General features: G+C 50.5%; 11 protein-coding genes. 2 read left to right on the plus strand and 9 right to left on the minus strand.

Going from position 1 to position 21,795, the window contains the following annotated elements; genetic code table 11:
- Window positions 1-107: 107 nt before the first annotated feature.
- On the minus strand, window positions 108-2,573 hold the full coding sequence (locus tag AC0KUT_RS04960) for a carbohydrate-binding protein (protein WP_488834006.1): 2,466 nt from the start codon (window positions 2,571-2,573) through the stop codon (window positions 108-110).
- A gap of 625 nt (window positions 2,574-3,198) precedes the next feature.
- Here AC0KUT_RS04960 and AC0KUT_RS04965 point away from each other — a divergent pair.
- Complete coding sequence (locus AC0KUT_RS04965; protein ID WP_488834008.1) at window positions 3,199-4,326, plus strand: AraC family transcriptional regulator; 1,128 nt, start codon at window positions 3,199-3,201, stop codon at window positions 4,324-4,326.
- Window positions 4,327-4,659: 333 nt separating this feature from the next.
- Window positions 4,660-6,000, plus strand: a complete 1,341-nt coding sequence (locus AC0KUT_RS04970; RefSeq protein ID WP_488834010.1) for a Fic family protein — start codon at window positions 4,660-4,662, stop codon at window positions 5,998-6,000.
- Window positions 6,001-6,169: 169 nt separating this feature from the next.
- Here AC0KUT_RS04970 and AC0KUT_RS04975 read toward each other — a convergent pair whose 3' ends face one another.
- The 8 genes from AC0KUT_RS04975 to AC0KUT_RS05010 form a co-directional block, all read right to left on the minus strand.
- Entirely contained in the window at window positions 6,170-6,553 is a 384-nt protein-coding gene (locus tag AC0KUT_RS04975; protein WP_488834012.1) for a GFA family protein, read from the minus strand.
- A gap of 384 nt (window positions 6,554-6,937) precedes the next feature.
- Window positions 6,938-7,534, minus strand: coding sequence for a DUF4276 family protein (locus tag AC0KUT_RS04980; protein ID WP_488834013.1), 597 nt, complete (start codon window positions 7,532-7,534; stop codon window positions 6,938-6,940).
- Window positions 7,528-8,637: an AAA family ATPase gene (locus tag AC0KUT_RS04985; RefSeq protein WP_488834014.1), complete on the minus strand. Its 1,110-nt coding sequence runs from the start codon at window positions 8,635-8,637 to the stop codon at window positions 7,528-7,530. Before AC0KUT_RS04985 ends, AC0KUT_RS04980 begins: the two co-directional genes overlap by 7 nt.
- Window positions 8,638-8,972: 335 nt before the next feature.
- Window positions 8,973-9,071: a PEP-CTERM sorting domain-containing protein gene (locus AC0KUT_RS04990; protein ID WP_488835650.1), complete on the minus strand. Its 99-nt coding sequence runs from the start codon at window positions 9,069-9,071 to the stop codon at window positions 8,973-8,975.
- Window positions 9,072-12,650, minus strand: a complete 3,579-nt coding sequence (locus AC0KUT_RS04995; protein ID WP_488834015.1) for a discoidin domain-containing protein — start codon at window positions 12,648-12,650, stop codon at window positions 9,072-9,074.
- 367 nt (window positions 12,651-13,017) lie between these two features.
- Window positions 13,018-14,874 (minus strand): carbohydrate-binding protein, encoded by a 1,857-nt coding sequence (locus tag AC0KUT_RS05000; RefSeq protein ID WP_488834016.1) that lies wholly within the window; start codon window positions 14,872-14,874, stop codon window positions 13,018-13,020.
- A gap of 435 nt (window positions 14,875-15,309) precedes the next feature.
- On the minus strand, window positions 15,310-16,566 hold the full coding sequence (locus AC0KUT_RS05005; RefSeq protein ID WP_488834017.1) for a glycoside hydrolase family 5 protein: 1,257 nt from the start codon (window positions 16,564-16,566) through the stop codon (window positions 15,310-15,312).
- Between the two features lie 255 nt (window positions 16,567-16,821).
- Window positions 16,822-21,795 carry a tetratricopeptide repeat protein gene (locus AC0KUT_RS05010; protein ID WP_488834018.1) on the minus strand — a complete coding sequence of 1,658 codons (4,974 nt, stop codon included), beginning with the start codon at window positions 21,793-21,795 and terminating at the stop codon, window positions 16,822-16,824.

Below are 21,795 nucleotides of genomic sequence, written 5' to 3' on the forward strand. Positions count from 1 at the left end.
TGAGTATTAATATCATCACCCTTTACCCTGTGTCGCGGCCACGCAAAAAGCGAGAGTTCATGAACGAACCTCGCTTTCTTTGAGCATTTATCTTGTGCGATTAAAACCTATTGCAGCTTTAGCTCACAGCTTAAGGGGAAGTGATCTGACGGCGGTGTGGTGCCCTCGCGATAGCTGATTGCATTGCAACTGATTTTAGTCAATTTGCTGGTGAACACATGATCCAACTGTACATTGGCGCTGGTGTTCCAGCCGTTAAAGGTGTTGCCGCTAAACTGGCTTTGCAGTGGGGTTTGGTTGGCAAGGGTGTTGATGGGGCCGCTGCCCGGGGGCGCATTTAAATCGCCTAGTAAAATCGTGGGTAGCGCCCAGTTTTGGTTAATGCCGCCCACTTTATCGCGCAAAATATTGGCGGAGCCCTGCTGTGAGTTGCCGTCTACACCCCAGTGATTATTGAAGAACAAAAACTCGCGCTTATCGCTGTTGCGGCGCAGTTTTAGCCACTCGCTGCTGCGCTTACCCCAAACATCGGCCACCAGTTCAACAACGCCACTTTGCGCCACTTCAAACAGGTCGCGGCGATAGACAATTTGGCGTAAGGGCGAGGAACCCCAGTTGCCGCCAAGCCCGGCTTTTATGTAGTCGTGTTGCTCGCTGGTGGCTTCTTGCAAACCAATGATTTCAGGTGTTTGAGTTTGGATAGCGCGCACCAGTTCGGCTTTGCGATTGTCCCAAAAACGCTCGCCCTCATCTCCTGCGGGGGTGGTGCGCACGTTATAACTCATCACCTTCAATACTGGATTCGCGCTGGGGCTGGAACTGCTTGCGCTGGAGGAGCTGGCAGCACTAGAACTCGCGCCGGTCGTTTTTTGGAATACCCGCACATAATCCACCTCCATGGTTTGCGGAAACTGGGTGGCGCTATTGGGGTTGCCCGGCCAGTTGCCGCCCACGGCTAGATTCAAAATCATGTAGAAGCGCTGGTCGAAGGGGGCTGGGTATTTGGCATTGGCATTACCGGAGTGCCAGGCGTTTTGGGTTTGATAGAGTTTGCCGTCCACATACCAGCGAATTTCGCCCGGCTCCCACTCCACCGCATATTGATGGAAGTTATCCACTATGGAGCTAGTGGGGGTGTAGGGCTGGCCAGTGTGGGTATTGTTGGGCCAAACACCGCCGTAGTGCAGGGTGCCGTGCACATCGTTGCCACCGGCGGCGCGGGTATTTACTGCTTCCATAATATCGATCTCGCCACTGGCGGCCCAGCTGCCATAGACGTTGTCCGTGGGCAGCATCCAAATGGCGGGCCATAAGCCTTGGCCGTAGGGTAAGCGAGCGCTGACTTCCAAGCGGCCATAGGCCCAGTCGCCTTTGTTGCGCGAATCTAAACGGCTGGAGGTATAGGCCTTGGTGCCATCGGGGCCGGTGTAAGTCTCTTTCAGCGCAACCAGTTTTAGGCTGCCGTTAGAGACATAGCTGTTTTGCGTGCGGTCGGTGTAGTACTGCAGCTCACTATTGCCGCCCCCGGCGCCGCTTATGGTTCTGCTCCACTTGCTCAAATCTAATTGGTTGCCGCTGAACTCGTCGGACCACACCAGTTTCCAGTCAGAGGGCGGTTCAATCGGGCCTAGGTAGTCAAAATCCACGTAGTTGAGGTTGAAGTCGCCAGTGTCGAAATAGGCTTCCAGCTGGTGCACACCCTGAGTGAGCGGCGCCTCTATGCTGGTATCGCGCCAGTTTTGCCAAGCGCCGCTATTGGGCAGCTCAAGGCGCTGGCCTAGATCATTGCCGTCGAGTTTTAGGCGAAAGAACTTGCCCGCGTTGGGGGTGGCGGTGCGCGCGGTGATTTTGTAGCGCCCGCTCATGGCTACATTGATGTTGTAGCCGAGGGTTTCGGTGGGTGCTATCCAGCCCACGTTGTAACCGCCGCCGGAGTCGGAGGTGACTTCAATATCGACATTGTCAGTGCGCAGGGCGCCGCCGGTGTTGCCGCTAGTGGTATCAAAAAAGCGACTGTACTGTTCGGCTTCCACTCGCCCGGGAACCGCTAGGCCGCAGTCGGCGTTTTGGCAGGAAACGATCTCTATCCAGTTGAAGTTCCAACCGCCGCTAGTGGCGTAAACGCCAAGGTTGTAGGTGCCCGCATCAATTTTAACGACCTTGGTAACCGTGTTCCATGTTTGCCAGCCGCCGGTGCTGGGCAGGGTTAGGTCTGCGAGTTTTATCGCGCCGGCATTTAAGTCTACGGTCATGGCGCTGCCAGTGGGGCTGGCAACCCGCGCCTTAATCATATAGTCGCCGCTGGTGGGAATAACGAGGTTGTTAAAGCTGAGCCACTCGCTGGCTTCGATCCAGCCGACGTTATAGCCCCCGCCGCTGTCGCTGCAGGCTTGAATGTCTACATTTTGGCTGCGATACACATTGCCCGCGTTGCCGGGTGTGGTATCAAAGGCGGCGGAATAGTCTTCGGCTTGGAAAATGGCGGCAGAACCCGAGGCGGAGGCTAGGGCTAAGCCGCCGCTGAGTAAGAGCGAATAGATTAGGCGTATAGGGTGGTTAACAGCGAGTGGCATGGAAGCCTCCAGAGTTAAAAGCGGTTAGTTATTAGTTGGGTAAGCTACTTAGCGAGCGCTCACAGGCGGCGGGGTGACGCCAATGGGGTAAACATTCAGGCAATTATTGGTGTTATAGCGTCTGCCTGTAAGTTCACAGCTGCGGTGCTAAGTAGTCTCAACATAACTGCTTGCGCAAGTGGCTGCTTAGTCAGTTTGCGTTATTGGGTAAAGTAGGAGCTTTGCTCCTGTGTAGTTGCACTTTTATTGGTGTTCTGAGGGCATTGTGGGACGGATTTGGCGGGCAAAATTTACTTTTGGCAGGATTTGGTAGATTTAGCCTAATTGTAATCTGCGCTCGTTTGGAGGCGTTCATTAAAGTGGGGCTTGATCTGCTGGCTTAATATTCCTTTACCTAGCAATTAAGTCCGCCATGTTTATTCTCTGCTAGTATAATCTTCATCACTTGGCTAAGTCCTTGAGCCAATTGAAAATTAATAATTCCACTCAAGTCCTGCAACGTTTTTACTGCGGTTTTTTACGGCGCGGGTGAATCTGTACTGTGTACTTAATGCGGCGCTCGGGCATTAAATAATGCTGTAGATTTAACGGGTTCTTGGATGCGCATCCAAATGAGAAAGCCATAATGAAAACAAATTTTCTCAATATTCACGATCTGGTGTTGGTATTAACCGCCTTAGAGTGTTGTTGTCTTGCAGTGTTATTGAATCTGTTGCCCGCTAAGCAGCTTCAGCCGCGGCGAATTCTGTCAGCTTTTTTTGTGCTAATTGCGCTGGTGTTAACCAGTACCTTGATTGTATGGAACGGCGATTTACAAACCGTTGCGCTCAACCAAACGCCCATAGTGGTGGTAGTGCTTGCCTGCTGTTTACTGCTGCAGGGGCCGGTGCTCTATTTTTATTTGCGCTCGCTCTCGCAACAGATAAACGTCCTGCGCTGGGTGAACCTTGCGCATCTTGTGCCCGCGTTGAGCGCCCTTGCGGTGCTGCTGTTTTTTCAGGTCAGCAGTGTTGCCTGGCAGCCATCAAACCATATGACTGGAGCGGGAGAAATGGCCGTCGCGTTTGTGTGGGCCTTGGTAAAGCTGTCGCCCTTGGCTTATATCATTGCCTGCGTGGTGGCGGAGTATCGTCTGCGCGCAAACTTGAAACATCATTACTCCTCTATTGCCGAGTCTGAAATTAAATTGGCGGATGCGGTGCTGGCCGGCTTTTGCGTGCATTGGCTCTGGTCGCTTTTGGCCTATTTGTTGGAGGGCTTTGTGAGCGCCTCGGTGAGCGATACCTTAGGGATTATTGATAATTACCTGACCGTGGTACTGGTGAATGGCCTGTTTGTGTTTGGCTTGATCAACACCCGCCAGCTGCTCAGCGATCAGGTGATTCCTGCGGCTAAGGCGGTGCAGCCCAGTAAGATGGATTACAAGGTTGAGATTATTGATAAGGCCATGAGCGACAAAAAAATCTACTTGGAGAGCAATGTTAACTTGGAACGTTTTGCAGAGTTGGTAGGGTTAAAACCGCGCGATATTTCGGCCATTTTGAAAATGCATTATCAGTCCAACTTTTTTGAATTTATTAACCGCTACCGAGTAGAAGAGGCTAAACGCCTGCTGCTTTCACCTGAATATAAAGACGAAACAATTTTAGAAATTATCTACAAGGCGGGCTTTAACAGCCCCTCGGCTTTCCATAGGTTTTTTAAACGCATGGTGGGCATTACCCCGACTGAGTTTAGGCAGAGGGGCGAGTAGCCCTTTATAAGGCTTTCTGCCAATAGCCCACATCAAACCAACGATCGAACTTTCTGCCTACGCCTATAAAGTGTGCAACTTGAGTGAAACCAATAGGCTCTTGCATTTGTGTAACGCTGAGCGGCACTTCTTCAAAAGTAATCGCCCTGTGTTCGAGTTAGTGATTATAAATGGCGCAAATCGCAGTGGCATCGCTGGGGGGGGTAGGGGTGAATCTATTACCCTTGGGGGATGCTATTGCGGGTTAACCTAATTGCGCCAAATGTTGGCGCAATTAGGTTAATTGCGCCATAATTGCGCCAAATATTTTCACTCTGAGAGCGTAATTGCGCCATGTCTACTATAGAAAAGCTGTTCGAATCCATTGAGAAATCCGAAAGTGGCCTGAATATAGCGGCTTTTCTGCAGGATTACCCCGATTTGGCGCGGCGTTCAGTGCAGCGGTGGTTGGCGCAATTAATTGATGAAGGGCGAATTGCGCCAGTGGGCGAGGGGCGTGGGCGGCGCTATTTGGCTGTAGGCGCTCGCCTTGTCGATGCGGATGTGTTCCCCGCGCATATTCCGTTGTCGGCGGATAGTCGCGATATTCTTGCCTACATAAACCAGCCATTGAGCGCGCGCAAGCCAGTAGGCTATGAGCGAGATTTTTTGCTGGCCTACAAACCTAATAAAACCCACTACCTTTCTGCAGCGCTGCGCAGGCAGTTGCATCGCATGGGTAATACTATTGATATGGCTGCGCCCGCAGGTACTTATAGCCGCGCTATTTTAAATCGCCTCTTGATCGATCTGTCTTGGGCATCCAGTCATTTAGAGGGGAATACCTATTCGCGTTTGGATACGGTTGAGTTAATTGAAAAAGGTCATGCGGCACAAGGTAAAGCGGCGCTTGAAACCCAGATGATTCTCAATCATAAAACCGCCATTGAATTGCTGGTGGAAAATGCCGGAGAGCTAAAATTAAACCGTTATCTGTTAATGAATTTACACAGCTCTTTGTCGGAAAATTTACTGTCTAACCCTGCTGATGAAGGGCGTATTCGCCAGCATGCGGTGGATATTGGTTTGAGTGTTTATCGCCCTTTATCGGCACCGCAACAAATCGATGAATTGTTGGATGTGATATTAGATAAGGTCAATAAAATTACCGATCCCTTTGAGCAGTCTTTTTTTGTGATGGTGCATTTACCTTATTTGCAGCCTTTTGCCGATATAAACAAGCGCACATCCCGCCTCGCTGCCAACTTGCCATTGTTTCGCGCTAACCTATGCCCGCTCACATTTTTGGATGTGCCAGAACAAGCTTATAGTCGCGCGACTATTGGTGTTTATGAAATGACGCGCGTGGAATTGTTGCGCGATTTGTATGTGTGGGCTTACGAGCGCTCTACGCAAGAATATTTGGCCATTAAACAAAATTTATCTGAACCTGACCCGCTGCGGTTGGCGCATCGCGAATTAATAAAACAAGCCATGCAAGCTGTGGTTAAGCAACCCAAGAAAGATCCACTGGTATTGGTGGATGCCTTAGTAGTGAAAGAGGTTAAAAAAGAAGATAGGGGTAGTGTAAGAGCCTTGATTCTGGATGAGTTGCGACGCCTGCATGAAGGCGTATTAGCCCGTTATGGTTTGCGCCCATCGGAGTTTCAGGCGTGGAAGGCGAAGCACAAGTAAAATCTTTTTGATGTTGTGTTTGCATGTTAACGCGCGCGGATTTTGGCTAGGCGTGCTTAAGCCTATGCGGCCCAGCTCTGTTTGGCGATGCTTATTGTTGCTTTGTGATGTGGCTGCAAGATGGTCATGTTGGGCATCGCTGCGCTCAGCCTACGCGGCCCGGCCCAACCTACTTGCTCTTATGCGCAATGGTGTGCGCGTGTTGCTCCCAATTTTTCCCATCAAAGCCCACAATTTTTACCGTTTTGGGTTGTGTGGTTAAGCAGCGTAAATTGACATCTACCCCGTCTGGATTTGAGCGCGGAATGTAAAAGGGTTTTATGCCGTAGATTTTGCAGAATTTGTGTTTTGCTACACCGGTATTGAAGGTGTAAGTGGTGAGATTGTCTTTATCACTGATCAGCAGAAAGTTGCGCTGCGGCACAATCAAATGCAAAAAGCCGGTCATATTGCAAATCGAACAATTGCAGTTCTCGACCTCCACTTCGCCCGGTGCTTCCATTTCAAATCTTATCGCGCCGCAATGGCAGTTGCCTTGGTAGATAATTGGCATACCTATTATTTTTGAGCGTGAACGACTGAATCAAAATTACTGCGAAATTGGCAGCCGGTAAGGTTTAGTGGGTGTTAGGGTTTCTTGCTCTTCTGCAACGCTATACACATATCGCTTAAATGTTTTTCTTAAAATTAACTGTTTGTCTTGATGTTTCCTGGTGGCTAAATATGGATTTACCATAGCCCATAAAATATAAAATATAAAATATAAAATATAGTTTTTTTTATAGCCTACAGAGCCAATTTCCCATTCTAATATACTGCTTTCTGAAAACAGTATTTTTAAATTCCTCATCTGGTTTGCTGAGTTTGCAATTACATAGAGACCAATATTGCTTTTGGTATAACGATGGGCACTAAATCCAAATAATTTGGGGGTTAACTAGCTCAGAGTTTCGATCTTGGATAGCCATTCATTAAAGCCCGCACACATTGCTCTCATTTTATCAAGGCCGATTTCTTTAGCGATATTGGGGCCATGAGTAGTTTTTCTGTAAATTGTATTGGCTTCTAGTCGTTTTGATGGCGCCGTTTCTTTTGAGTTGTTGACTGATTCGGGATTGTTATTAAATTCTAGTAATATGGCGCTAGCCCATTCATGCAACTTTTCGTCCTGTAATTGGGCGGCAATAGCTTCTGGCGAGGAAAATAAAAGCCCTTCAAACTCATACATTTGTATATAAGGGATAAGTTTGTGTTTGTGTTTTTCATCAACTGCGCTATGAATTTTCTGTTCTAAAGTTACTTTTGTTTCTAAAGCTTCTTTATGCTTAAAACCATAGAAGTCATAGAAGGTACTTGTATAATCAAAACTATGCACTAAATGCTTGAGTTCATGTTTGACCCTATCCACGCTTATGTTGCCGCTGAGGGAGACGGGCGTGACATATATTCCTTTGGCTGATAAATGTGGTTCCAGAACTACTTTAACAAAACGCTCTTCAGTTGCTCCTTCTACGGAAATCCCTATTCTTACCATTCTGGTCTTCCTCCGATGAGGTTTTTAGTCCATATGTCGCCCATGCCATAATCTTCCAGCCAGTGTTCAAGTGCTTGCCTTTCTAGTTTTTTGAAAGTGGATGCGCCGTCTTTTTGATCAACCACAATGAAATCCTCAGGTTCGAATCGATTCGCGAATGCAACAGATTGCGTTGAACAAATTACCTGCGTTTTTTTGGATACGGATTTTATTATTTCGGCTAGCACATCTAAAGCTGCAGGGTGTAAACCTAGCTCAGGTTCATCTAATACAATTGTGCTAGGTTTGCTCGAGTCTGGCTGGAGAAATAATGTAGCCATACAGATAAAGCGTGCAGTGCCGTCGGATAATTGATTTGCGGAAAAGGGTGCATCATGCTCTCGATGGAGCCATCGAAGCAAAACTGATTCATCACCTTCTTCGCCTTGAGGTTCTAGGTAAAAATCATGAAAAAATGGAGTTACTGTTTGGATGGCAGAAACGATTTCTTCATAGCTTGTAGCGTGATGAGTTTTTAAATATTTCAAAAATGGCGCCAGATTACTGGCGTCAGAAAGGAGCGAAAAGCTTGAACTTAGTTTTTGTGCTTGTTTGAATCCTGCTGTAGGACTTGTATCGTGAAAGTGGTATACACGACATTTTTGCATATATTGACGAGTGTATTTTTTCACATACAAGCTATCTGCTTCGGCATCTGGTCTTAGTCCGCTTTCACCAAGTTTTCCTTTAACTTTAAATAATCTCGATGAGCCGGTGAATGTGCAATGTTCATTGTCAAAAACTAGGGCGTCATTTGTCTCTCCATGCACAAATTCGACATGATAACCATTATTTCCTATGTCTAGTTCTATCATCATTTTAGGAGTTTTTTTTGCTCCAAAATGGAAAAAGGTATTCGCAAATCCATTTCTCTCTATATAAGACTGAAGTTTACCGTCAGACAACTGGCGTAAAAATGTAAAAATAGAAATGAAATTTGATTTTCCCGCTCCATTTGCACCTATCAAGATGTTAATGGAACCCATAGTCAAGTCGAGCTGCTTTATTGATTTGAAGCCCTTGATTTTGACTCTGTGTAGGTGAGTGTTTTGCTGGTCTGTCATTATTCAACCAAAGTTGCTTAGCGGTTTAACTGTAGGTGAGCCTTTTTGGCTGCTAACCAGTTATTAGGTAGATAGATTGTATCTGCCGGATTGAAGCGTGGGCAAGTTTCTTTAATTTACCTTTAGTTTGGCAGTCTTCGGCGCAGTTAGGGGAATGCCTATCTCGTTCCTAAGCCCTGCTTGATAAAGTCTATTTTGCTACGATATGGTCATGCTGTGGGTTGCAGGCTCACACGCTGCCTACGTTATTGGGTAGCGCAATCTACCCCAAAAACAAAAACGCCGCTACCAATCGCTTGGTGGCGGCAAAGCTGGGGCGTTCTAATTGCTGGCAATCAGGCTTTTTTGGTTTTTCGGCCTACTAAAACTCCGGCGATACCGAGCAGTAACAGCAGGAGTGATGATGACTCGGTAACTGACGTGGGTTCGTTTATCTAGTTCCCCGTAACTCTCACCTCCCAAATTGAATAACCCCATTGGTTGCCTGCACTGCGCGCGGTGGCGTTAATGCGCACATAGCGGTAGTTGCCGTTTAGTGTGAGGCTGTCGGTGCGGGTGCCAAAGGTGCCGTCGGTTTTGCTGGCGATGTTGGTCCAATTGGCATTGTCATTTGAACCCTGCACCGTGTAGGCCGCCGCGTTGGCTGCTTCCCAATCGATGGCAATTTTGGTCAGAGTTTTTGCGCTGCCTAAATCTAAGCTAATCCAACTTGGGTCAATGGCGTGCGCCGATTCCCAACGAGTTCCCGCGTTTTTATCAATCGCATTGCTTGCTGCCGTTAACGCCGTGCTCGCGTTTGCGCTCACTGGTGTTAAGAGTGCGGGCGTTGCGGTGCTGGATAAAGAACTGCTGCTGGCTGCTGCGCTTTGGGCGAAGACTTTCACTTCAAAAATCGAATAGCCCCAGTTGTTGCCCTCACTGCGCGCGGTGGCGTAAACGCGCACATAGCGATAACTGCCACTCACTGCGTTGGTATCGGTGCGGTTGCCAAAGGTGCCGCCGGTGATGGTTTTCAAATTCGTCCAGCTGGTGCCGTTGGTGCTGCCTTGAATTTGATAATCCGCCGCGTTTGCTGCTTCCCAATCGATAACGACTTGGGTCAGGTTGCGATTGGAACCTAAGTCCACCATGATCCAACTCGGGCTTACGCCGTGGTTGGATTCCCAGCGAGTTCCGGCATTGCCATCGACCGCGTTGGTGGCCGGCATAATACTGGTGCTGGCGGTAACCGGACGACCTTGTGATACCAGTACCGACGCCGGTGCGCTAGAGCTGCTTAGGCTAGATGGCGTTGAGGATGGTGCACTGGAGCTGGCCACCGATGAGGCTGGCACTGAACCAGTGAAGGACACCGCAATGGTGTGGCTCGCGGCAATCGCGTTGAAGCTGTAGCTGTTCATCGCGCCCAGTGAAACGCCGTCCACAATCACATTAGCTACTTGTTGACCTGCGGGTGGTGTGAAAGTGTAAGTCGCCGAGTCACTATTGTTTTTGCTGTAGCGAATGGTGCCCGCCGGTGCGATGCTGCCTGCGCCATCTAAGTTGATGGTGTAAATGCGATGGGGTTTTAAATCCACGGCCATCAATTGCACGTCGGCGACTTCGACCAGTTGACCCGCTGGCGGGCGGAACCAGAAGCGGAAGTTGCGCTCATTGGCGGGCGGTAGGCTGCTGAAGTTAGTGAAGCTTTCGTAGCTGCCATCGGCATTGCTGTTGGTCCAATTCATGAGGGGGGTGTTGTTGGTGCCGTATTCCACTTTGAATTGATCGAGGCTGCGCGGCGCTGATTTATCGCCGGCAATAAGCACTTCTTTCACTTCATAGTTGGCGTCAATGTGCACGCTTACCCACAAATCTTTTCCTTCCGATTCGCCGTCGTTACCGCTGGCTTTGTTGCCGGTTGAGCCGTCCACCGCGCGCGCCGCTACACCCCACCATTCGGTTTCCCAACCGGCACTTGCGCCACTGAGATTAGTGGCAGAAATAGCGGGCACTAGAGGTTCACCGGTGCCTATGTAGGCGATTTCTTTAATCACCACATCGTCGAGCGTAACGCTCGCATTGCCCATGGTGCCGAACAAAAATGCTAAGCGCCCAGCATTGTCGCCAGCGGTGAAATCCAGGTTAAAGCTGTAGTTGCTCATGCTGGTGCCAAGCGCAACTGTTTGCAGCAAATAGGTGCCTGCCGCCGATGGGTTTAGTTGATCTTCTGACAGCCGCAGTTGGATGTTGCGGGCACTGGCGGCGCGCGCACGGAAGGAAACCTGGTAGCGATAGTTGCGCTGTAAACCGAAGCCTTGGGTGTGCAGTTGATAGGAGCCAATGCCGGTGCCCGGTGCCGCCGCCGTAACCTGAGCTTCACCATTTACTACTGCATAGGCGGCGCCGGCGCCATCGTAGTTTTCGCCTTTCCAGCCGTTGAGGCCATCGCTAAAGTTGCCATTGCCCAGCACATTTACCGCGCGGTCAACCACTGGTGTGCCCGCCGGTTTTGGGTAGACATTGGCGACATCTTCAAAAGCTTTAAATTCGAGCAGCCAGATAGGTTCTGATTTGTCGATGCGACCTTTGGTGACGAGTTTTACATAGCGATAGCTTTTGTTGATATCAAAGGTATGGGTTGCCCAACCCACGGCTTTTTGCTCAGAGCTGAGAATATATTCCCAGTTGCCGGATGCTGTTTTGCCGTAGATGTCGTAAGACTTTGGCAAATTCCAGGCCCACTCAATCCAGAAGTATTTAATGGGTTTGTCCATGCCATAGTCGATAGTGACCGAGTGCATATTGTCGTCGCGCGGGGTTGCCCACTTAGAGCCTACATAGCCATCGGCGGCATTTTTGGCGCTGTTGTCGCGCAGGGCGTTGTCGCCTTCTTGCAGGTAGGCATCAGCGGTAACGGCAACTGGCGCCATCCAGCCTTTTAGCGAATAGAAGCCCTTGGTGTTGTTGCTGGTGCGGAAGAAGCTTTTCTTGGTTTCATCCACATATTTTTGCAGTGGGTCAGAGCTGGGTAGCGGCCAGTGGGCCACATAGTCCACCAAGAAGTCGGTGCCCGCGCGGCCGATATTGGTAGCCATGGCGGCGGTATCTATATATTCGTACTCAGTAACGCCATTGGTTACGCGGGTGTAGCCGGTTTTATTGGCGATGTTGGCATTGGTGCTGAACTTGTTGTAGTTGCCGACATCGGGCCATTCGGTGTGGGTAATGGCGTGGTTCAAAATCATGCGCATAGGCGTGAGGTAGGGCCAGGGCTGGTCGCCGCGATCGGCTTTGGTCCAGCTGTAGGTTTTTATCCCATCCACATAAAAGTCTACGGCCTCGGGGGTTTTCACCACGCCATAGGTGACATATTGATTGCTAGGGTTAAGGCCTAGCTGCGCAAAGGTGGTGCCGTTGGGGTTGCCGCCATAGGCAGGGTAGGGACCAGACCAGTGGGTTTGCGGTGCTTTTGCTGCGTTGTTGCCGGTGAACTCAATAATGTCCAGCTCTTGGCAGGCGGTCCAGCCGACATCGGGGAAGTTACCTAACAACCACCATGCGGGGAATTCGGCATTGCGCGCGGGGGGCATTTTTATGCGCGCTTCAAACTTGCCGTACACAAAGGTGGAGTCATCGGCTATTTGCGATTCTATACGGCCAGCGCGTATGAACAGCGGCTTGCCTTGACCGGCGGTGCCACCGTAGTAGTTTTGAATTTGGCCGTCCATATAGCGCGCTTTTAGGTTGAGCACTTTGCCGTCAAGGGCACCGGCGTCGTCTTGGCCCGTGCGAAGAGTCCAGTCGGCGGCGGGGTATTCCACGTCCTGGTAGTCCTGATCTTCGCCATTTACGAAAATGTCTTTTTCCACTAACCATTTGCTGCGGTTGAGGGCGTTGCCGTTGAAGTGATCCACAAAGTCAGTGTTTGAGTTTGGGGTGCTCCAGTAGGCATCGTTGTAATCAAGGGCCATGGCCGATGTAGAGGCAACACTCAGCGTTAACAGCGCGAGTGCAAGCGGTTTGGTTCTCATAGTTCCTCCAGGGAATTATTTATTATTCGATAAGAGTGGTGGTGCCTTATTGCATAGGTGTAATGCAACACCACTACTATCCCTTTGGCGCAGCTTTCCCTCTTCCAGTTTTTTACATATCCCACAAAACTGAGGCTTCTCACTTGTGTCGTTGCATAAGTGGGATGCGGGATAGAATAAAAAACACAATAAAATCAATGTGATGGGTTTTTGGTATGGCGTTGTTAGGTTTTTAAATAAAGGGGCGAGGGCAGGGCTTGGGGGAAATGACAGTTAGCTTGAAGTAGCTGGAGTGGCGTTGAATTTGAACTTTATAGGCGCGCATAAAAAAGCCGCCCTAAGGCGGCCAAAGGCTTACTGCATGAAATTAGTTAACTTTGCTGATCTTGAACCAGTTGATGTTGAAGCCGCCGGTGTTGGCTTTAAGGCCAAACTTATGGCTGCCGGCGCTGAGGGTTACGCGGTGTTTTACGCTGCTCCAGGTCTGCCAGCCGCCCGTTGCTGGGAAGCTGATGGTGCCGTGTACTGCGCCGCCGGCCTCTTCAAGGTTCAGGCTGCCACCGCTGCCTTGGCTGGCTACGCGGTATTCGATTTCGTAGGTGCCGGTGCTAGGAATGTTTACCGCTGAGTTGACGTAGGAGAGCCAGTCGCCCGCATCTATCCAGCCCACATTTTGGCCGCCGCCGACATCGCTGGTATTTTCAACTTGAATGCCGCTCATGTAGCTGTAGTTTTCCGCTTGCATGGTCACTATGGGAGTGAGTGACGCGCTCGATGAGCTGCTTGAGCTGCTTGAACTGCTTGAGCTACTGCCGGTCGCTTCAATTTTGATCCAGTTAATGTTCCAGCCGCCGCTGAGTGCTTTAAGGCCGATTTTTTGTTTGCCTGCGGGTAGGTTCACTGTGTGGGAAGCGGTCGCCCAAGACTGCCAGTCGCCGGTGGCGGCAAACTGTAGGGTGCCGTAGGTTTGCGCGCCGCCTTCTGATTCCAGCTGGATATAGCCGCTTTCAGTTTTAGAGGCTACGCGGTAGCTGACTTTGTAGTTGCCAGCGGTGGGCACATTAATGGAATAGGTCATCCAGTCGTTTAGGTCGATCCAGCCCACATTTTTACCGCCGCCGGTGTCGCTGGTGGTTTCAGTTTGAATGCCTGACATGCGGCAGTAGTCTTCAGCTTGAATCAGGCTGTTTAGGCCAGTTTCAGCGCAAGTACCGGTACCTGAGTCGCCACCGTCAATGAGAGCGGGCCAGCCGTAGGTGATGTCTTTGGATAACGCGCCTGATGTGGTCAGTTGGTTTTTGGTCCAGCCGCCGTTAGCGCTCGCACCGGGTGTGAGTGCGGATGCGCCTTCAGCCTTGTCATTGATCGACCAGTTGGCATTGCTGATGCCATTCGCCTTCATGAAATCGACCCAGGCCCAGGTTTCGTTGGCGTCGACATTACCTGCACCGCTGGGTTCAACACTGCCCCATTCGGTGACAAACAACGGAAGGCCGCGGCTTAATGCATAGGCGGCTTTGTCGCGCAGGCCTTGGCGATGTCCATTGGCATAAAAGTGCAAGGTATAGGCAATATTACCTTTGCCGGTGATAGGGTTATTGGCGGCTTGGTCTACGTCTTGTGACCAGTTGGGCGTGCCTACAATGATGAGGTTGTCGGGGTCGACCGCGCGAATGGCGTTAATCACCGCTTCTGCATAGGGCTTAATGGTGCCACCCCAAGAGACATTGAGCGGTTCGTTGTAAATCTCGTAAATAACATGGTTGTTTTGGCCGTAGGTTTGCGCCATTTCGCGGAAGAAGGCGACAGCGTCCTGTTGGTAGTTCTCGGCGTGGTGGGTGTGCCAGTCGATAATCACGTAGATGTCGTTGGCGATAGCCGCATCCACAACCGCTTTTACTTTGTTCTTATTGCCGACTTTGTCTTGTAAGTAGCCACCGCCTTCATCTACGCCCATAGCAGCGCGCACCAGCTTGCTGTTCCAGTCATTTTTGAGCCAGCTAATGGCATTGGCATTGTAGAACTTTTCGCCGCCCCAACCGTTGTTGCTCCAAAACAGGCTATTGCCCGAAATGCTGCCGGGTTGACCGCCAAAGAGCACTTTATTGCCCTGGGTGGATATGGGGGCTACATCGGCGCTGGCAACCTGTGCAAAGAGCAGGCTGCTGACGAGGCCGCCGAGTAAATAGGTGAGGTAGGTTTTAGGTTGTCTCTTATTGTTCATTATTGGATACCTGTTGTGTTGTAAGTAAAAATGTCTGTGCTGTAAGTAAATGTGTCGCGTGTTTGTGCATGGCAATATTTTTTGCCTTTATCTTCCCGCGGAAGATAAAGCTATTAAACCTAGGGGGTGAGGCGAGGCTCTATCTACTTTCTGCCTCAGCCTAAAGTGGGTATTGGTGCGTTAGATTAAGGGCGAAATTTGGGGTGGGGGGTAACAAACAAGGGTGTGTGATGGGTGTTCTGGCTACTTTAGCCATTTCCTGAAAGCCATGGGGTGTCACTTTTAGCGGTTCAAATCTGAAAGTGGGAATAGCTACTTTTATGGTAAATGCACAGGCTGGGAGTCTATTAAGCCTAATTGAACAGGATGCGGGTGACTTAAACGAACAATAAAAAGCCCAGCGATGGCTGGGCTTGACTGAAGGGTGTGAATTGCTTATTTCCGCAGGCGTGCGAGCAGGGCAAAACCTAAAAGCCCGATCAGCTGCCAAAGGGAGCTGCTGCCACCACCACCACCGCCACTGCTGCTTTTTTTCGAGCTGGCTGTTGCCGTAGACGCGGTTACTGCACTGCTTACTGCCGCTGCGCTTGAGGGCGCAATACTACTGGCAGCCATGCTGCTTAAGGCTGCAGATGTAGTCGCGACACTGCTTGGCATTGATGAAACGCCAGCGCTGCTCGCTAGAGTGCTGCTGGTCGATGACGCGCTCGAGGTGGCTGTTAGTGCAGGCCAGTTGAGCATGTAATCTTTGGTCAGTGCACCCGATGCGGTAAGTTGCGAGCTAATCCAGCCACCTGTGGGGCTAGCGCCCGCCACCAAGGCAGAGGCACCTTCGGTTTTGTCATTGAGAGCCCAGTTGGCGTGGCTGATATTGTTAGTGCGCAAAAACTCCATCCAGGCATTGGTTTCACTTATAGCCACCGCACCGTCCCCGCTGGCGCTTACTGTGCCCCATTCGGTCACAAATAAAGGAATGCCTTTATTAAGCGCGGTTTGCGCTTTGTCGCGCAGGCTTTGTTTGTGGGTGCCCGCATAAAAGTGCAGGGTGTAGGCAATATTGGCGTAGCCAGTGATGGGGTTATTGGCGGCTATATCGACGTCCTGCGACCAGTTGGGGGTGCCCACAATTATCAGGTTGTCTGGGTCTATGGCGCGAATTTCGGCAATAACCGCTTCCGCGTAGGGCTTAAGTACGGTATTCCAATTGAGGTTCAGTGGCTCGTTGTAAATCTCGTAGATCACATGATTGTTGGTGCCGTAGGTGGTTGCCATCTCTTTAAAGAAGGCGATAGCCTCGGCTCTGTAGTCTTCGGCGTGGTGACTGTGCCAATCGATAATCACATAGATGTCATTGGCAATAGCCGCGTCGACCACTGTCTTAACTTTGGCTTTGTTGCTGGCGTCACTTAGGTAGCCACCGTTGTCATCCACGCCCATAGCGGCGCGCACGAGGCCGGCTTTCCAGTCGGTTTTAAGCCAGTTTACGGTGCCTGCCGTGTAGTATTTTTCACCGCCCCAGCCCGTGTTGCTCCAAAATAAACTATTGCCGGCGATGCTGCCGACTTGGCCGCCAAATAATACTTTGTTGCCTTGGGTGGTGATGGGAGCGACATCGGCGTAGCTGCTGATAGCTGATGCGCTTAGTAGCAAGGCTGTGCTTAGGATGGTGCAATGGCGTCTTAGGCTGTTCATGGATTTCTCACTATTATTTGCATGATTTTTTATTTTCCCAGCCGCACACTATAAGGCTTCATGCTGCATTGGGTTGGCTTTGGTCTGCAAATAAACGTAAACCTTGGCGCTGCCTCAGGCTGTGAGTGGTGGTGTGAGATGAGTTCATCGCCGATAAACATATTTTTGAATTATGAAAAGTCCAGGCTGAGTGCGCTGAGTGTTCTCCATTACAACGGAGACATCTCAGCGCTACTCAAACGACAGTAGGGAGCATTAAAAACTTTGGGCGAGGCGCCAAGTCCACTGCAGTTTTTTAAGCCAAGGTTGATCGATAGTGTGGCTAAGGTGAGTGCGTGTGCGTTTTTTAGCGTATCGACAGGCAACCGAGTCGTGGTGTTCTTGCCATTGTGCACGGCATGCCGCGAGCGTTGCTGTGGTGTCCGCAAAACCTTCTATAAAGGTACGGCCATCCAATGCGCGTAAGTAGTTAACCACAGCAAGTGGATATTGGCTCAGGCCGGCCAAATTGTCTGAGTCCATGTATTCCAACTCGTTAAAGGAGACTGTTTTATTGTCGAGCAGGCAGTCGAGGCTGTGCCAGACGAGAATGTCTTCGCGATAGTTGTCGGGCTCTTTGGTGAATGCCTCGGCAGTGACCTGTTTGGCTAGCTCCCAGTGTCCGGTTTCGCGCAGCGCTATGCTGTAAAAATACAACATCCAAGCTTTGGCATCGGGCCGTGGGTATTGACGCTCTAGCCAGTTGGTCGCGCCGTTCCATTGGCCCAAAATAACCTTCAAATAACCCACCAACCCCCAGTTTTCAATATCCTGAGATAGCTGGGCGTTAAACCGTTCTAGCAGGTTCCAGGGCAGCTCGCGTTTAAGGCTAATCAGGCTGCGCACATATCCCTCCAAGTAGCGGTGGCCAAAGTCGTCATCCAATATTTTGCGCATTAAGCTCTGTTCAAAGCTAGCGGGTTTTTGTTGGCTGAATTCATAGTTTGCTAAGCAGCGCCCCACATAGGGTGAAAGCCATGCTTGCGTCGCGCGTAATTGATTCACACGTTCGGTGGCGGTGGCGGCCATTTTTGCCTCTTCCAATTGTTCCCAGCCGTTGATGACAAACCACTCGCTCGCATCGTGGTCTTGCAGTATTTCAAGATAAACCTCAAGTGCTGCTGCGGTTTGTTCTTGAGCGAGTGCTAAACGCAATTCGCGATAGCGGGTGTAGGTATCGCGTTTATGTTTGTGCAACAGGTTGAGTGCTTGGCTCGCCTGCTCATAGTCGCGTTGTTCTAGGGCGTAATCGATGTAGGTTAAACCGTTGTATTGGTTAATGGGGTTCAGCTCGAACGCGCGGCGCAAGAGCATACCTATGCGCTCTTTGTCACCGTCAATTGCTTCGAGTTTTTCCGCGACGTAGCAGAGCACCACGGGGTCATTGGGGTATAAACGCTGGCACTGATCTATGGCGCGCAGGCTGTTGTCTTTATCTTTTAACTCCACATACCAGCGCGTAAGCAAACGCCACGCTTCGTAAAAATTGGGGTTGATGGTGGCGACTTTTTCCATGTGCGCAACAGCGCCGCGTAGATCGCCTTGCTGCGCGTAGACCCATGCTTCTATCGCGAGAATATTGTTTGGCCTATGGCCATTCCAATAGTGTTCACTCGCAAAGTTCAGCGCGCGCTCTAGGTGTTTTTGCTCGGCTAAACGGGTGATGTAGTCTTCGCAGATCTCGGCGTTATGAGGGTGGAGCGCCAAAAAATCGCCCAGTATTTGAATGGCTTGCTCGGGTTCGGAAAGTGCATTGACCTGTACCAATACCAAGTCGGCATTGTTGGGAAAGTGCGCGCGCACCTGGTGAATTTTTTGTTGGAATTCATCTGTGCGATCGGCTTCCGCTAAAAGTTTAGAGAGCAGTCGCCACGCCCAGTAGTAATGCGGGTCGCGCGCAACCGCCTGCTCGAGTGCCTCAATAGCTGCTGGCGTTTGCTGATTGCGCATCAATAAATCGGCGAGATAGCCATAGGGCGAGGAGGCCAAGGGATTGCGAGCAATCATACTGCGCTGGAGGGCGATGGCCTCCTCTGGACGATGCTGACGCTCAAGTAATTCGCACAGGTTATTAGCGGCGAGGGTCCAGCCCGGCGCGAGTGCTAATACTTGCCGATAACTTTCCTCCGCGGCGCTATTAAGGTTCATCACCTGTTGGGTTTCGGCACGCTCTAAAAAAATTCGCGGCAGTAGTGGGAAGCGCTCTGCGGCTGCATCCAAGAGTGTCAATGCGGCTTCATTCTCGCCCTGATTGCGCTTGGCCAATGCCAGTGCAACCCATGACTGCCAGAGGTCGGGGCGTGCATCTAATGCATGTTGTAAAAAATGAATAATTTCGCTGGCAGACAACAATTGCCACGCAATTTTTTGATATTCCAAAATGCCATCGCCATAGCTAACTTGCGCCATAAGTTGCGCATAGATAAAAGCGAGATCTTGTTGTTGTGCCTCGTGATTTAAACCGCACTCCATGAGTTTGCCATAGGCGTAGGTGTAGTCACAGTTAAGCTCTATGGCTTTGCGCAAGCTAGCGCGCGCTAAGCTGCGCTCTTGTTGATAGAGGTAAATATCGCCCAAACGTGCGTGATTGACGCTGGTGGTGGGCTCTATGGCGATGGCTGCCTGTATATGTTGTAGCGCTTCTTGGGGGCGTGCTAATGCCAGCAGTGCCATACCTAAGCCGCGATGCGCCCAAGCATCGGTAGGATGTTGCTCGATAAATGCTTGATAGCTGCGCGCATGGGCTTGATGGTCGGTTTCATCAAGCCATTCAATCTGCAGACGCAGCAACATGGCGTTGCCGGGGAATTGAGTGAGTTGGTTGGCGATAAATACCTGAGCCTCGGTGCGCTGTCCCGCCTCAACTAAAAGACGCATTTTGGTGCTGTTAGCTTTGTAGCTTAGGGGTTCAAGTGTGAGGACTTGTTCTATGCATTCAACGGCCAGATCAGTTTCTTGATTAAACTCATGTATTTCTGCTGCCAGTTCAAAGTAGCGCACCGCGTTCACAAACGGTTGGGCGTTTGCGAGCAGGGTTTGCGCATGGGCCGCGCGCTGTAAATATAAAAATTTGCGCGCGGCAAAAAGCATTAACCAGCCATCCTCAGGGCGCAATGCTATGGCCTCATCGAGCATTTTTAGACCTTCAGGTGCACGCTCCAAGCTATCTAACGCGTTGTACAACGAAATCGCGGGGCCTGATGATTTTTTGCCGAAACGCGCGAAGCGGTCGCGCAAAAAAGTTAAACCCTGTTCAGTTTGTTTGTGATAGCGCGCTGCCTTAAAAAAGCTCTCGGCATAGTGCTCATTTTTATCATCGAGGCAGGTGGCAAAGCGATAGAGTTGAAAACTTTCGCGATAGTTTTCTTGATCCCATAGAAAGCCTGCGTAGGCGTAAAGCGATGCAGTGTGGAGCGGGTTCTCGTTGAGCAGCTGCTGAAATAATGCAGTCACTTGCACCTGTTCGCGCTGATCCCAGCGTAGGTTGTCGGCGAGCCGGCTGCGAATGAGAAAGTGACTGTTGGGTTGCTTCGCAATGGTGTCGAGATAGTCGCGTGTAATTGTCGCAGAGCTAAATGCGGCGAGTGATCCGACTTTGCTCAGCTGTAGGTTAACGTCCTCGGGAAACAGTGCTAATAACTGCTCGGTATGTTCAAGTCCGCGCGGTTCATCGCTGTCATAAAAAGCGAGTGCACGCGCGCAGCTGATGGTGATTCTATGGTTGGGATCGAGCGCGCGCGCTTGAGTCAGTGCTTCTTGGGCATCATCTCGCTGATTGTTGTCGAGTGCCAAGTACACTTTATAAAGCTGATCATAAAGTTCGCGGCAGGGTAGGTTCATGGCGGCAATGCGCTCGGCATAGTCCTTGGGGGCGACCACCATGCAGCGCGGGCCACTGGCGGCGTAATGTTTGTGGCAACCTTCAATCAACATTTCCTGCAGACGACGATAGTAGGGGTCGCGCAACAAATAAGTGCCCATAACCTCGTCATAGCCCACAATAATTTGCAGGTGGGCACTACCCGGTTCAACCGTGGAAAGCAGTACGGGAATGTCGTGATCGATGAGTGTTTTTAGCGCTGCAAACGTCAGTTCAAACTCTTGTACAAACCAGTTGTTGGCCTGTGCCCATTTGCGCTCATCAACGGCTTGGGTGCCGCCGTAGCAAATGGCATCAACCACCTCGCTTTGGCTGATGTTGACGCCCCAATAATTGGCGATTGACGTGAGGCTCGCGGGCGCGCAAGTCATATGGTGTTGTCGTACAAAAGGTAAGTCCAGTAGCTTGCGGCGCGATGAGTCGGGTGCGCGTTTAATCGCATCAACGACCGATTTACCGTAAAAGTTTTTTTGTTCGATAAATTCCAGTGCTTCCTCATAGCGCTGTTCTGCGCAGAGTAAGTCTGCGCGCAGTGCGTGCAACATGCGCAGGCTATCTTTTTGATCGGGCAGAGGGATTTTGTCCAGGCGCTCTAGGGCTTGATACGCCTGAGGGTATTGCTTGTTTTCGATATAGAGGCCGCATAGTTGTCGGCCTACCCAAAAAGATTGCGATGTTTGCCAAAAGTCATCGAGTAGTTCTATCGCACCACTAAGATCATTTTGCAGTTGTAGAATACTGGCTTTAAATTGTATCCCTGGGCGATAACGCCCATCTGCTGCCAAGATGTTTTCGACCTGTGCAAGTGCTTGTGCATAGTCATCTTGCGCATATTTTATTTCGGCTTTAGCCAGTTGCAGCCATTTTTTTTCCTGATCGTGAGGATCTTTTAGGCAGTCTTCCGCTGCAGAAAAGTCGCGAAAGCACATGAGAATTTCAGCTTTAGCGACACGCAAGTCTGCCAGGTCATGGTCGTTAGCCTGCGCTTCTTGTTCTAATTGTGGCAATAATCGCAGTGCGGCTAATGGGCCGCGCCTGCGATTAATCGTAGTAGCAATAAAGTGAGCAAGCTTGGGTAAGCCTGGGTGTTGTCGCCACAGGCGCAGCATAATTGCGTCGGCTTTGCGCATGTTGCCTAGGTGCAGCAGAATGCGCGCCGCCAAGAGTATTAGTGAGGGCGAGGGCCAGGTTGTTGCGCCAAACCATTCACAGCCTTGGTGCCATGCGTCACTGAAGCGATCTTGATCATAGAGTGTTTGTAATTGTTCAAGTTCTGCCGTGTAGCCTTCGTCCATCATGTGCATATCCAT

This window comes from Cellvibrio sp. 25HG11W-0 (assembly GCF_057815475.1).

What these genes read in the sequence shown, in the direction of transcription:
- AC0KUT_RS05000 (WP_488834016.1), bottom strand. Translation starts at nt 14,874, where the DNA reads ATGAACAATAAGAGACAACCTAAAACCTACCTCACCTATTTACTCGGC.
- AC0KUT_RS04975 (WP_488834012.1), bottom strand. Translation starts at nt 6,553, where the DNA reads ATGCCAATTATCTACCAAGGCAACTGCCATTGCGGCGCGATAAGATTT.
- AC0KUT_RS05010 (WP_488834018.1), bottom strand. Translation starts at nt 21,795, where the DNA reads ATGGATATGCACATGATGGACGAAGGCTACACGGCAGAACTTGAACAA.
- AC0KUT_RS04960 (WP_488834006.1), bottom strand. Translation starts at nt 2,573, where the DNA reads ATGCCACTCGCTGTTAACCACCCTATACGCCTAATCTATTCGCTCTTA.
- AC0KUT_RS04995 (WP_488834015.1), bottom strand. Translation starts at nt 12,650, where the DNA reads ATGAGAACCAAACCGCTTGCACTCGCGCTGTTAACGCTGAGTGTTGCC.
- AC0KUT_RS04985 (WP_488834014.1), bottom strand. Translation starts at nt 8,637, where the DNA reads ATGACAGACCAGCAAAACACTCACCTACACAGAGTCAAAATCAAGGGC.
- AC0KUT_RS04980 (WP_488834013.1), bottom strand. Translation starts at nt 7,534, where the DNA reads ATGGTAAGAATAGGGATTTCCGTAGAAGGAGCAACTGAAGAGCGTTTT.
- AC0KUT_RS04965 (WP_488834008.1), top strand. Translation starts at nt 3,199, where the DNA reads ATGAAAACAAATTTTCTCAATATTCACGATCTGGTGTTGGTATTAACC.
- AC0KUT_RS05005 (WP_488834017.1), bottom strand. Translation starts at nt 16,566, where the DNA reads ATGAACAGCCTAAGACGCCATTGCACCATCCTAAGCACAGCCTTGCTA.
- AC0KUT_RS04970 (WP_488834010.1), top strand. Translation starts at nt 4,660, where the DNA reads ATGTCTACTATAGAAAAGCTGTTCGAATCCATTGAGAAATCCGAAAGT.